The 13,061-nt window shown below is 64.6% G+C and carries 10 protein-coding genes and 1 pseudogene; 5 read left to right on the forward strand and 6 right to left on the reverse strand.

The annotated features are described in order from the left end of the window. From lpoB to ACZ9C1_RS19630, 3 genes are read right to left on the reverse strand one after another with little or no spacing between them, the layout of a single operon-like run. On the reverse strand, positions 1-588 hold the full coding sequence (gene lpoB, locus ACZ9C1_RS19620; RefSeq protein WP_023632455.1) for a penicillin-binding protein activator LpoB: 588 nt from the start codon (positions 586-588) through the stop codon (positions 1-3). A gap of 21 nt (positions 589-609) precedes the next feature. Continuing rightward, positions 610-978 carry a YcfL family putative periplasmic lipoprotein gene (locus tag ACZ9C1_RS19625; protein ID WP_038707145.1) on the reverse strand — a complete coding sequence of 123 codons (369 nt, stop codon included), beginning with the start codon at positions 976-978 and terminating at the stop codon, positions 610-612. Positions 979-992: 14 nt separating this feature from the next. Next, on the reverse strand, positions 993-2,384 hold the full coding sequence (locus ACZ9C1_RS19630; RefSeq protein ID WP_277502459.1) for a COG3014 family protein: 1,392 nt from the start codon (positions 2,382-2,384) through the stop codon (positions 993-995). Between the two features lie 287 nt (positions 2,385-2,671). On the opposite strand from ACZ9C1_RS19630, the gene ACZ9C1_RS19635 reads away from it, so the two are divergent. Both ACZ9C1_RS19635 and ACZ9C1_RS19640 read left to right on the forward strand, forming a co-directional pair. Beyond that, on the forward strand, positions 2,672-4,615 hold the full coding sequence (locus tag ACZ9C1_RS19635) for a cytochrome c/FTR1 family iron permease (RefSeq protein ID WP_277502460.1): 1,944 nt from the start codon (positions 2,672-2,674) through the stop codon (positions 4,613-4,615). A 146-nt stretch (positions 4,616-4,761) separates the two neighbouring features. Next, positions 4,762-5,214: a YaiI/YqxD family protein gene (locus ACZ9C1_RS19640; protein ID WP_023630873.1), complete on the forward strand. Its 453-nt coding sequence runs from the start codon at positions 4,762-4,764 to the stop codon at positions 5,212-5,214. An 89-nt stretch (positions 5,215-5,303) separates the two neighbouring features. On the opposite strand, the gene elbB is transcribed toward ACZ9C1_RS19640, so the two are convergent. Further along, entirely contained in the window at positions 5,304-5,972 is a 669-nt protein-coding gene (gene elbB, locus ACZ9C1_RS19645; protein WP_110700134.1) for an isoprenoid biosynthesis glyoxalase ElbB, read from the reverse strand. Between the two features lie 113 nt (positions 5,973-6,085). On the opposite strand from elbB, the pseudogene ACZ9C1_RS19650 reads away from it, so the two are divergent. Then, positions 6,086-6,712: pseudogene (locus ACZ9C1_RS19650) on the forward strand (sterol desaturase family protein); the annotation flags it as partial. 501 nt (positions 6,713-7,213) lie between these two features. Here ACZ9C1_RS19650 and ACZ9C1_RS19655 read toward each other — a convergent pair. Beyond that, on the reverse strand, positions 7,214-7,858 hold the full coding sequence (locus tag ACZ9C1_RS19655; RefSeq protein ID WP_173862468.1) for a DedA family protein: 645 nt from the start codon (positions 7,856-7,858) through the stop codon (positions 7,214-7,216). Between the two features lie 208 nt (positions 7,859-8,066). Between ACZ9C1_RS19655 and hemB the strand changes: the two genes are divergently transcribed. Next, the gene (hemB, locus tag ACZ9C1_RS19660; protein ID WP_023631873.1) at positions 8,067-9,077 is read left to right on the forward strand and encodes a porphobilinogen synthase; all 1,011 of its coding nucleotides are present in this window, start codon (positions 8,067-8,069) and stop codon (positions 9,075-9,077) included. Positions 9,078-9,156: 79 nt separating this feature from the next. Continuing rightward, positions 9,157-11,337 carry a polyphosphate kinase 1 gene (gene ppk1 / locus ACZ9C1_RS19665; RefSeq protein WP_371918078.1) on the forward strand — a complete coding sequence of 727 codons (2,181 nt, stop codon included), beginning with the start codon at positions 9,157-9,159 and terminating at the stop codon, positions 11,335-11,337. Here the strand turns inward: ppk1 and ppx are convergent. Further along, positions 11,324-12,826, reverse strand: coding sequence for an exopolyphosphatase (gene ppx, locus ACZ9C1_RS19670; RefSeq protein ID WP_102684972.1), 1,503 nt, complete (start codon positions 12,824-12,826; stop codon positions 11,324-11,326). The genes ppk1 and ppx overlap by 14 nt on opposite strands. Positions 12,827-13,061: the final 235 nt, after the last annotated feature.

Consider the following 13,061-nt stretch of genomic DNA (forward strand, 5'->3'; position numbering starts at 1 on the left):
TCAGCGCTCCGTGGTCTTGCGGATTTCTTTTTCGTCCATCCACTCGGCCAGGCCGCTTTCCACGTCGATCAGCTGCAGGCTGAACTTGTAGAACACGTCCTTGTAGTCGCTGCTGCGCTTGACGATCGAGCTGATGGAGCCTTCCAGGCGGTACTTGGCGGCGATCATGTTGCCGGTCTTGGCCACGGTCTTCTTCTTGTACAGGCCGCTCTGGTTCTGCAGCTTGAGCTGGTCGACCTGGCTCTGCATGTCGGTGTTGTCGCTGGCGAAGCGGGCGGCGCCGGACTTCATCAGCTGGGTCTTGATCGAGGTGGTGATCTCGCGGGTATCGATGTACTCGCTGGTCTTGTTCTTGACGTCGTACACCTGCACCACCGGGCGGCCGTGCAGCACGCCGGACTGGGCCAGCGAACGGGTCATGCTCTCGGCGATCATCTGCAGGTCGGTGGAGCCGAACTCGTTGGTGACCAGCTCGACAGCCTTGCTGTCGCCGTAGCTGATGTTCTTGCCGCCGAGAACCGGCGAAGGGGTGCTGCAGCCGCTGACCAGGGCAATGGCGAGGGCGGCGAGGGAAAGGCGTGCAAACATCGAATGTGCTCCTGAAAGGGGTTACCGGGTGTGGACTTCGAGGCGGAAGTCACGGGCTGCGGGGGTCGGTGCGATGGCGGGCAGGAACTTGGCCTGTTTGCCGTACAGCGGCAGGGCTTTCCAGCTCTCTTCATCGGCCACCGGGAAACCATCGCTGCCTAGCCAGGCGAAGCGGTAGAACAGGGTCTGGTTGCTGCGGCTGCTGTTGGTCAAAGCCACGTTGACGGTGAGGTAGCCGTTTTCGCGGGCGACGCGCATCTGGCCGATCTCGATGTCATCCAGCTGGCCCATGGTCACCACCTTGCTGGCGGCGCTGCCGGGGGCAGGGGGTGGAGTGGCGCAGCCGGCCAGGAGGGCGACGGCGGCCAGGGCGAGGCATGTTTTGCGCATGTTCGATCCTTGGGTTACTTGAGGCTGGCGACAGCGGTGGCTGCGGCCTGCGGGGCGACTTCGACGGACGGGCCGCCAGCGAACACGCGGTTGCCGACCACGCGCAGGCTGACCACCTGGTAGGGGCGATCGACTTTCACCGTGACTTGGGTGCCGCCGAGGCTCGACGGCAGGCTCAGGTGGTGTTCGCCCTGTTTGAGGCGCACACGGGCCACCTGGGTTTCGTCGGGCAGGGTGCGCCAGGTGCGGGTATCGGCACCCTCCAGCACGGTGGAGGCGATTCCCACCACCAGCCCGGCCATCGGGTTGGACTGGTTCAGGTTCTTCTGTGCCACGCCACGGCTGATGGCGCGCACGCTGGTGCGCAGGATGATGCCCGGCATGTCGTCGCGCAGGGCGCGGCGCGACATGGCGGTGGTGCTGTTGAGCGCGGTCAGGGCCAGGGCCTTGTCGTTGAGCTGGATCTCGCTCAGGTGCGCGGTGGAGGTGTCTTCCTTGATGATCGGGAACGACAGCGGGGTGATCACCAGGTTGTCCTGGATCGGCAGTGGCAGTGGGATACGGATCGAATCGCGGGCCGGGGCCAGGCCGGTCTGCACCACGATCAGCACGTCGCTTTCACCGGCTTTGGCGCTGCTCTTGTCCAGCGCCAGCAATGCCTGGTCCAGCAGCGCAGTGTTCGGGCGCAGCTCGGCGGCCTTGCGGTAGCCCGGCGCGGCCAGGCCTTTCTCGCCGAGAGCCTCGTAGACAAAGCCGGACAGGTAATGGCTGAAGGCGCTCTGGTAGCTGTTCTTCAGGCCGACCACCTCAGGGGCGTCGAGGCTGGCGACCGGGTAACCCTGCAGGTCCTTGTATTCGGTCTTGATGCCTTCCTTCTCGGCCTCTTCCTCGCGCTTGAGGTATTCCTTGTCGCGCAGCTCGGCGATGATCGCTTCGCGCTCGTGGGTCTTCTTGATCTCGGTGCGGGCGCCGTCGAAATCGTTCTGCGCCAGCAGATTCAGGGCCATCTGCGTGGTCAGCATGACTTTTTCGTAGTCGTAGCCTTCGTAGCGGCGGACCTTGTCGTTGACCAGGTAGCTGCCGAACTGGCTCAGGTACTTGTCGGTGTCGAGCTTGACCGACTCCTCCCACTGGAACACCACGCTGTCGGCGGCGCGCCAGGCGTCCTGGCTGCCCTTGAGGTCGCCCTTGGAGCGCAGCAGCTCGCCTTTCTCGAAGTAGTAGAGCAGGTCTTTCTTGTCGCCCTTGTTGTTGTTTTCCAGCAGGGCGAGGGCGGCGTCGACATTGCCGGCGGCCAACTGCTTGTTGGTCTCCTGCAGTTCGCTGTCGTAGCTGCGGAACACCGAGCAGCCGGTGAGCTGCACGGCGGCGACCAGGGTCGCCAGGGTGAGGGCGCGGGATACCATCGGACTTCTTCTTTCCCTGAAACGGTTGGCCGCGTGGGCGGGGGCGGCAGATCCCTCTGTTTTATCGCCAGAACCTCTCGATGGAGGCGCCTTGATTGCTAATGGCTATTACGGCGGCGCGGGATTATACCCAAAGTAGTAGCTACGTGATGGCGAATTGCTTCGCATTTTCTGCAGGCGTGCCAGGTCGGAAAACCGCTTTCCAGGTTGTCGACCGGTCAATTTGTCGCAAGATTTTTCATGAAATATGCGGGTGAGCCTTGAGCGGGGGAGAGTGGAAGTGAACAATGTTCTCTTTCGTATTTCCGTCGAGATTGGCCATGATTTCCCGTTCCCGTCTGCTTGCCTGGCTGCCTGCCCTGTTGCTTGGCCCGGTACTGGCGCTGTGCAGCACCCCGACGCTGGCCGAAGCTCCGGCCGAGGCGACCAAGGCGTTGCATCTGCTGGACTACATCGGTGCCGACTACCCGCCAACCGTGCGCGACGGCAAGGTGGTGGACGACGGGGAATACCGCGAGCAACAGGAGTTCAGCGGCGTGCTGGCCGAGCTGGTCAAGGGGCTGCCCGAGCATGCCGAACGCGGCGCCCTGGAGCAGGGTGTCCAGAGCCTGCGCCAGGCCATCGACCAGCGACAGGATGGCGCCGGTGTTGCTCGCCAGGCCCGCCAGCTGGGTGCACGCCTGGCCGTGGCCTACGAGGTCAGCCAGGCACCGGTGATCACCCCGGACCCGGCCCGCGGTGCAGCGCTGTATGCCCAGAATTGCTCGATCTGCCACGGTGATACCGGCCTGGGCGATGGCCCGGCCGGCGTCGGCCTGGAGCCTGCGCCGGCCAACCTGCGCGATGTCGCGCGCCTCGACCAGCTCAGCCTGTTCGACCTGTACAACACCCTCGGGCTGGGCATCGAGGGCACCGAGATGCCCTCATTTGCCGACCAGCTCGACGAGCGTCAGCGCTGGGACGTGGCGGCCTACATCGCCAGCTTCACCGCCGATCCGCAGGCGGCCAAGAGCGACAAGACCTGGAATCTCGCCGACCTGGCCCGGCAGACCCCGGCCGAGGTTGCCGCCAGTGAAGGCGCAAACGCCGTGGCCGCGTTCCGCGCCCAGCGGGCGCAACCGCCGCAGGTCAAGCGTGGCCCGGCGCAACTGCTCGAGTACACCTCCAGCACCCTGGACAAGAGCCTGGCGGCTTACCGCGCTGGCGACCACGACCAGGCCTACGACTTGTCGGTGGCGGCTTACCTGGAAGGCTTCGAGCTGGTGGAAAGCTCGCTCGACAACATCGACACCCAGGCTCGCAAGGACACCGAGAAGTCGCTGATGGCCTACCGTCAGTCGCTGCAGGACGGCCTGCCGGTGGCCCAGGCCGACCAGCGCCTGGCCGAAGCCAAGGTCAAGCTCGAACAGGCCTCGAAGCTGCTGGGCAGCGATGGCCTGAGCTGGTCGTTGAGCTACATCTCTGGCCTGTTGATCCTGCTGCGCGAGGGCCTGGAGGCGATCCTGGTGCTGGCGGCGATCCTCGCCTTCCTGCGCAACACCGGCCAGCAGTCGGCGGTGCGCAGCGTCAACGTCGGCTGGGCCTTGGCGCTGGTCGCCGGTTTCGCCACCTGGGCCCTGGCGGCCTATGTGATCGATGTCGGTGGCGCGCAGCGTGAACTGCTCGAAGGTTGCACGGCGTTGTTCGCCGCGGTGATGGTGCTGTGGCTAGGCGTGTGGATGCACGACCGCCGCCACGCGGCCGCCTGGCAGGACTACATCAAGAGCAGCCTGGTCAGTGGCGGCGGGCGCTTCGGATTTGCCGTGCTGGCGTTCTTCTCGGTGTACCGCGAGCTGTTCGAGGTGATCCTGTTCTACGAGACCCTGTGGCTGCAGGCCGGCCCGGCTGGCCACCAGGCAGTTCTGGCAGGCGGTGCCACGGCGCTGGTGCTGCTGGTGGGCCTGGCCTGGGTAATTCTGCGCGGCTCGGCCAAGCTGCCGCTGTCGCTGTTCTTCAGCATCAACGCGGCTTTGCTCTGTGCGCTGTCGGTGGTGTTCGCCGGGCATGGCGTCAAGGCGCTGCAGGAGGCCGGCGTGCTGGGTACGCGGCCGGTGGCGTTCTTCGAGTTCGACTGGCTGGGGATCCACGCCGATCTCTACTCGCTGAGTGCGCAGGCAGTGGCGTTGCTGGCTATCGTGTTCCTCTATGGACGCAGCCGCTTGGCCGAGAAGCGCCGGGCGGCGGCCAGCTGAGTCCGTGCAGGGGGTGCAGGGGGAAGGGGTGGTGCGTCGCCGCCCCCCGATGAGGCTGGGGCTGGCATAATGTCCGCCTGTTCAGGCGCTATCGCGGGGCAAGCCCGCTCCCACGACGTCACTGCCCGGAGTACAGGATTAATCCCATGCGTGTATGGATCGATGCCGACGCCTGCCCCAAGGCGGCCAAGGACCTGATCGTCAAGTTCGCCCTCAAGCGCAAGCTGGAGGTGGTGATGGTGGCCGGCCAGCCGCAGATCAAGCCGGCTTTCGCCTGCGTGCGGCTTATCGTGGTGCCCAGCGGCATGGACGCGGCCGACGACTACTTGGTGGACAATGCCGAGCCCGGCGAGCTGGTGATCTGCAGCGACGTGCCGCTGGCCGACCGCCTGATCAAGAAAGGCGTGGCCGCGCTGGACCCGCGTGGCCGCGAGTTCGACGAGCGCAACATGGGTGAGCGCCTGGCGGTGCGCAACCTGTTCACCGAACTGCGCGAGCAGGGGCAGGTGGGCGGCGGGCAGGCACCTTATGGCGAACGGGAGAAGCAGGCGTTCGCCAATGCCCTGGACCGGATTCTGGGACGGCTTTCCAAGCGTTAAGTACGTGGGGCTGCCGGTTCCCGCATCTGTAGGTGATCCTGTGGGAGCCGGCTTGCCGGCGATGGCCTGCGTAGCAGGCCTTCGAGGCCTTACTTGTCACCCTCGTGGGTCAGTTCCAGCACCCGGTCCACCAACTTGTAGATGCCACCCGCCGCCTCGCTGATCGACTTGGCCAGCATGTACGCCGGGGTAGTCACCAGCTTGCGCTGGGTGTCTTCGACAATGTCATGCACATCGCATTCTTCATGGGTGCCACCCATCTTCACCACCGCCGCGCTGGTGCCGGCGTCAGTGCCGATGGTGCAGACCACGCCCGGCCCATAGATCTTCGCCGCCAAGGCCGGCGAGATGCAGATCAGCCCGACCGGCTTGCAGGCATCGGCAAAGGCCTCGGCCAGCGCCAGCACGTCCGGTTGCACGGTGCAGTTGGCGCCTTCGACGGCAAAGTTCGACAGGTTCTTCGCCGCGCCGAAGCCTCCCGGCACGATCAGGGCGTCGAAGTCCTCGACCTTGGCTTCGCGAATGTCCTTCACCTCGCCACGGGCAATGCGCGCCGACTCCACCAGCACATTGCGCGATTCCGGCATCTCTTCCCCGGTCAGGTGGTCGATCACATGCATCTGCGCGATGTTCGGCGCGAAGCACTGCACCTGGGCGCCGCGCTGGTCCAGGCGCAGCAGGGTGATCACGCTCTCATGGATTTCGGCGCCGTCGTACACGCCGCAACCGGACAGAATCACCGCAACTTTTTTTGTCATGCTCAATACTCCAGTGTCGAGGCGCTAAATGTCCTCTAGTTTGGCAGATGTAGCCATGGGATTTGCCCTTCGCCGGGCCTAATCTTCGTGAACAACCTTGGAGGTGGCCGTTCATGGACCTGATTCTGCTGGCCGTGCCGTTCTTCTTCGTGCTGATCGCGGTGGAGCTGATCGCCGACCGCGTGCGCGGGCGTCGCAACTACCAGCTTGCCGACTCGATCAACAGCCTGAGCACCGGTGCGCTGTCCACCAGCACCGGGCTGCTGACCAAAGGGGTGGGGCTGGTCACCTATGCCGTGGCATGGGAGCACCTGGCCTGGTTGCGGCTGCCGGCGGATGCCTGGTGGGTGTGGGTGGTCGCCTTCGTACTTTACGACCTCTGTTACTACTGGCTGCACCGCCTGGGCCACGAGCGCAACATCCTGTGGGCAGCGCACTCGGTGCATCACCAGAGCGAGGAGTACAACCTCACCACCGCCTTGCGCCAGACCAGTAGCGGGTTCTTGTTTTCCTGGATCTTCTACCTGCCGCTGGCGCTGCTGGGCGTGCCGCCCCTGGTGTTCATCACCGTGGCATCGCTGAACCTGCTGTACCAGTTCTGGGTGCACACCCGCCATGTGCCCAAGCTGGGCTGGCTCGAGTGGATTTTCATCACGCCGTCCAACCATCGTGTCCACCATGCGCAGAATCCTCTGTACTTGGATCGCAACTACGGCGGCGTGTTCATAATCTGGGACCGGCTGTTCGGCACCTTCCAGGAAGAGGACGAGCGCGAGCCGGTGATCTTTGGCGTGACCACGCCTTTGGCGAGCTGGAACCCGCTGTGGGCCAACGTGCAGTTCTATGCCCAGCTGTGGGACGACGCCCGGCGAACGGCCCGTTGGTGGGACAAGCTGCGCATCTGGTTCATGCCCACCGGCTGGCGGCCGGCGGACGTGGCCGCCGCTTATCCACAGGCCAAGCAGGACCTCGCCGCGTTTCGCAAGTTCGCGATCCCGCTGGGCGCTGCGCAGCAGCTGTACGTCACGGCGCAGTTCGCGGTCTACGTCGCGTTGGGCAGTTATCTGATGGAGGTGGCGGAGCAGGTGACGCCCGCGGCCCTGGCATTGGGCTGGATGGTGATGGCGTTCGGGCTGTTCGTGCTGGGCGTGGCGCTGGAAGACCGGGCCTGGGCAGGGCGCCTGGAACTGGCGCGCCTGCTGTCGAATGCGCCCGCGCTGTATCTGGCCGGCGCGCTTGGCTTAGTGCTGGTCACGCCGTTGTTCTGGCTGCTGCTGCTCGGCTACAGCTTGCTCAGCCTCGGCGGCCTGGCCCTCTGCCGCCGCGCGACGCTCGGCGCGGCTATTGCGAAAGCGCCGACGCAGCCAGAGCGCGAGGCCCAACACCAGCAGGCCGCCGAGCACCCATAACTCGTATTTCTTGATGCTGCCCAGCATGCCTTCGAGGATGGCGCCGAAGTGGTAGGCGGCCAGGCCCAGGGCCAGGGCCCAGACTGCGGCGCCGATGCCATTGAGCAGCAGGTAGCGGCGTGGCGGGTAGCCGGACAGGCCGATGGCCACCGGCATGACCGTGCGCAGGCCGTAGACGAAGCGGAAGCTCAGCACCCAGATGTCCGGATGGCGGCGGATATGCTCCAGCGCGCGGTCGCCCATGGCCTGCCAGCGAGGCTTGCGGGCGAGGATCTTGCGCCCATGGCGGCGGCCCATGAAGTACCACAGTTGGTCACCGGCGTAGCTGCCACAAAAGGCCACCAGGACTACCAGCTTGATATCCATGTATTCGCGGAACGCAAGAAACCCGGCGAGCACGAGGATCGTCTCGCCCTCGAAGAACGTGCCGAGAAAAAGGGCAAAATAGCCGAAATCGTTCAGGAATTGTTGAAGCATTTTCTGGCGTGCTGGCGAAATGAACGCGCAGCCTACCCCTTCGGGCGCGATCGGGAAAGTGTCCAAATGTGTCTCGACGTGAACATTTCCTACAAGGACAATGACTGCGGCCACAAGTCGCAGGGTTGCCCTCGGGTGTCACACAGGCGTCATAATGGCCGCTTATAACTGTCGCGCTCGCCCGCCTGCGCGGGCTCAGGAGTCTGCCGTGAGCTTTACCCCCGCCAATCGTCTGTTTCCTGCCACCCGTCTGCGTCGCAACCGTCGGGACGAATTTTCCCGTCGCCTGGTTCGCGAAAACACCCTGACTGTCGATGACCTGATTCTTCCGGTATTCGTACTGGACGGCGAAGGCCGCCGCGAAGAAGTGCCGTCCATGCCGGGCGTCGAGCGCCTGTCAATTGACCTGTTGCTGGAAGCCGCACAGGGGTGGGTAGAGCTGGGCATTCCGGCGCTGGCGCTGTTCCCGGTGACCCCGACCGAAAAGAAATCCCTCGATGGCGCCGAAGCGTGGAACCCGGACGGCATCGCCCAGCGCGCCACCCGTGCCCTGCGTGCCCGCTTCCCGGAGCTGGGGGTGATCACCGACGTGGCCCTTGACCCGTTCACCACCCACGGTCAGGACGGCATCCTCGACGAGGAAGGCTACGTGCAGAACGACATCACCGTCGACGCGCTGGTGCGTCAGGCGCTGTCCCATGCCGAGGCTGGCGCCCAGGTAGTCGCCCCATCGGACATGATGGACGGCCGTCTTGGCGCGATCCGCGAAGCCCTCGAAGTTGCCGGCCACGTCAACGTGCGCATCATGGCCTACTCGGCCAAGTACGCCAGCGCCTACTACGGCCCGTTCCGCGATGCGGTCGGCTCGGCGCTGAACCTGGGCAAGGCCAACAAGGCCTCCTACCAGATGGATCCGGCCAACAGCGACGAGGCCTTGCACGAAGTGGCCACCGACCTCGCCGAAGGCGCCGACATGGTCATGGTCAAGCCGGGCATGCCGTACCTGGACATCGTTCACCGGGTGAAGACCGAGTTCAAGGTGCCGACCTTCGTCTATCAGGTCAGCGGCGAGTACGCCATGCACATGGCCGCGATCCAGAACGGCTGGCTCAGCGAAGCCGTGATCCTTGAATCCCTCACCGCATTCAAACGGGCAGGCGCCGATGGCATCCTGACCTATTTCGCCGTGCGTGCCGCTCAAATGATGAGAGGGCAGTAACGCTCTCCAGGAACGTCAGATGAATAACGAAGTGCTCAACCCTGTCGCGATCAAGGATGCCCAGGCCGTGCCCGAAGAGATGGTGCAGACGCCGCCCGACCTGCCGGCGGTAGCGCAGCCGGAACCTGTCGCTGAAGCCGCCCCTGCTCCAGCGCCTGCGCCGGCTCCGGCGATCGCCGTGCCGAGCCTGGACGACAGCAGCCTGTACATTCATCGCGAGCTTTCGCAGCTGCAGTTCAATATCCGCGTGCTGGAGCAGGCGCTGGACGAGTCGTACCCGCTGCTCGAGCGCCTGAAGTTCCTGTTGATCTTCTCCAGCAACCTGGACGAGTTCTTCGAAATCCGCGTGGCCGGCCTGAAGAAGCAGATCAACTTCGCCCGCGAACAGGCCGGCGCCGACGGCCTGCAGCCGCACCAGGCGCTGGCGCGCATCAGCGAGCTGGTGCATCTCGAAGTGGATCGCCAGTACGCGATCCTCAACGACGTGCTGCTGCCGGAGCTGGAAAAACACGCCATTCGCTTTATCCGCCGCCGTTACTGGACGCCCAAGCTCAAGACCTGGGTACGGCGCTTCTTCCGCGACGAGATCGCGCCGATCATCACCCCGATCGGCCTCGACCCGACCCACCCGTTCCCGCTGCTGGTGAACAAGAGCCTGAACTTCATCGTCGAGCTCGAGGGTGTCGACGCCTTCGGCCGCGATTCGGGCCTGGCGATCATTCCGGCACCGCGCCTGCTGCCGCGGGTAATCCGCGTGCCGGAAGACGTGGGTGGGCCTGGCGACAACTATGTGTTCCTGTCGTCGATGATCCATGCCCATGCCGATGACCTGTTCCAGGGCATGAAGGTCAAGGGTTGCTACCAGTTCCGCCTGACCCGTAACGCCGACCTGGCGCTGGACTCCGAAGAAGTCGACGACCTGGCCCGGGCCCTGCGCGGCGAGCTGTTCTCGCGCCGCTACGGCGATGCGGTGCGCCTCGAGGTGGCCGATACTTGCCCGAAACACCTCTCCGACTACCTGCTCAAGCAGTTCAGCCTGAGCGAGAGCGAGCTGTACCAGGTCAACGGCCCGGTCAACCTGACCCGCCTGTTCAGCATCACCGGGCTCGACAGCCACCCGGAGCTGCAGTACACGCCGTTCACCCCGGCGATCCCCAAGCTGCTCGTCAATGCCGACAACATCTTCAGCGTGATCGGCAAGCAGGACGTGTTGCTGATGCACCCGTTCGAGTCGTTCACCCCGGTGATCGACCTGCTGCGCCAGGCCGCCAAGGACCCGCACGTACTTGCCGTGCGCCAGACGCTCTATCGCTCGGGCGCCAACTCGGAGATCGTCGACGCCCTGGTGGACGCCGCGCGTAACGGCAAGGAGGTCACTGCGGTGATCGAATTGCGCGCCCGCTTCGACGAAGAGTCCAACCTGCAGATGGCCAGCCGCCTGCAGGCCGCTGGCGCGGTGGTGATCTACGGGGTGGTCGGTTTCAAGACCCACGCCAAGATGATGCTGATCCTGCGCCGCGAGCAGGGCGAGATCGTCCGTTACGCGCACCTGGGGACCGGCAACTACCACGCCGGCAACGCCCGCCTGTACACCGACTACAGCCTGCTGACCTCCGACGACGCCCTCACCGAAGACGTCGGCAAACTGTTCAGCCAGTTGATCGGCATGGGCAAGACCCTGCGCATGAAGAAGCTGCTGCACGCGCCCTTCACCCTGAAGAAGGGCATGCTCGACATGATCGCCCGGGAGACCCAGTTCGCCCTGGAGGGCAAGCCGGCACACATCATCGCCAAGTTCAATTCGCTGACCGACGCCAAGATCATCAAGGCGCTGTACAAGGCCAGCCAGTCGGGCGTGCGCATCGACCTGGTGGTGCGCGGCATGTGCTGCCTGCGTCCGGGCATCCCGGGCGTTTCGCACAACATCCATGTGCGCTCGATCATCGGCCGCTTCCTCGAGCACACCCGGGTGTTCTATTTCCTCAATGGCGGCGAGGAGCAGATCTACCTGTCCAGTGCCGACTGGATGGAGCGCAACCTCGACAAGCGCGTCGAGACCTGCTTCCCGGTGGAAGGCAAGAAGCTGTTGCTACGGGTCAAGAAGGAACTGGAAGGCTACCTGACCGACAACACCCAGGCCTGGACCTTGCAGCCGGACGGGCGCTACGTGCGCAGCACCCCGACCGGCAACCAGAACCCGCGCAGTGCCCAGGCGACCCTGCTGGAGCGCCTGAGCAACCCGGTGCTCAACGTACGCTGAGGACGAAGCCGACCCGGGCCAGCCACTCCGCCTCGTTGGCGAAGTCGGCCTGGGTCAGCTGGTTCTGTTCCAGCCAGTTGCCAGGGAAAACCACTTCCAGGCTGTTGTCGCCAGCGTGCAGCACCACTTTCGGCATCTGCTGGGTGCCGCGGATGTGGTGGAAGAGGATGGCGAAGCGCAGCAGTACGCACAGGCGGATCAGCTTGATGCCTTCGTCGCCGAACTCGGCGAACTTGTCCTTGGGAATGTTGCGGCGATGGCCGCGCACCAGCAGTGCCATCATCTGCTGGTCTTCGCGGGAGAAGCCGGACAGGTCGGAGTGCTCGATCAGGTAGGCTCCGTGCTTGTGGTAGTGATAATGGGCGATATCCAAGCCAACTTCATGCACTTTCGCCGCCCAACCCAGAAGATCGCGCCAGTTGCCCTCTTCTAGGTCCCATGCCTTGGCCACTTGATCGAAGGCGTGCAGCGCCTTGCGCTCCACGCGTGCGGCCTGACCTTGATCGACGTGGTAGCGCTCCATCAGCGAGTTCAGGGTGCGCTCGCGCACGTCCTCGTGGTGGTGGCGGCCCAGCAGGTCGAACAGCACGCCCTCACGCAGGGCACCGTCGCAGTGCTCCATGCGCTGCAGCTCCAGCGCGTCGAAGATCGCCTCGAGGATGGCCAGCCCCGCCGGGAAGATGGTGCGGCGATCGGGCTTGACCCCTTCGAAGTCGATCTTGTCGGTCTCGCCCAGCTTGAACAGCTTGCGCTTGACCCAGGCCAGGCCCTCGGCGTTGACCTCGCCATTGCCCAGGCCGCCGGACTTGATGGCGGCGCCGATGGCACGGATGGTCCCGGATGAGCCGATCGCCTCGTCCCAGGTCAGGCGGTGCAGGGCGTTCTCGATGCTCATCAGCTCCAGGCGCGCGGCGGTGTAGGCCTGGGCGTAGCGCGCCGGGGTGATCTTGCCGTCGCGGAAATAACGCTGGGTGAAGCTGACGCAGCCCATTTGCAGGCTTTCGCGCAGCAGCGGCTCGAAACGCTGGCCGATGATGAACTCGGTGCTGCCGCCGCCGATGTCGGCGACCAGGCGCTTGCCCGGGGTGTCGGCCAGGGTGTGGGACACGCCCAGGTAGATCAGGCGCGCCTCTTCACGGCCGGAAATGACCTCGACCGGGTGGCCGAGGATGGCCTCGGCGCGCAGGATGAATTCGTTGCGGTTGCGTGCTTCGCGCAAGGCGTTGGTGCCGACGATGCGCACCGCGCCCTGCGGCATGCCGTTGATCAGTTGGGCGAAGCGCTTGAGGCATTCCAGGCCGCGTTGCATGGCTTCTTCGCTGAGCCTGCGCTCATCGTCGATGCCGGCGGCGAGCTGAACCTTTTCTCCAAGCCTTTCGAGGATGCGGATTTCCGTGTGATGGGCCTTGGCCACGACCATGTGGAAGCTGTTGGAGCCCAGGTCGATGGCGGCGATCAGAGACAGGTTCTTCGCGGTGGTATGCGGCATGGTCTGGAGGTTCTCGGTCGTTAACCCGGCAATCGTGCCACGATCGTGGTCCTACGCCAACGAGCGGCACTGCAAGGCTTGATGCATGGCAATGTCATAGCAATGTTATGACCGTGATATGACAGTTTCGATTCGTGGCGTCTTGCACCACTATAGTTACACTCAATCGTCTGTGGCTTCCTGTCGCGCCTGGGTGCGGCTATGATGGGCAACGTTTTTTGTGCTTACGACCTGG

The organism is Pseudomonas sp. TE21435, assembly GCF_056279265.1.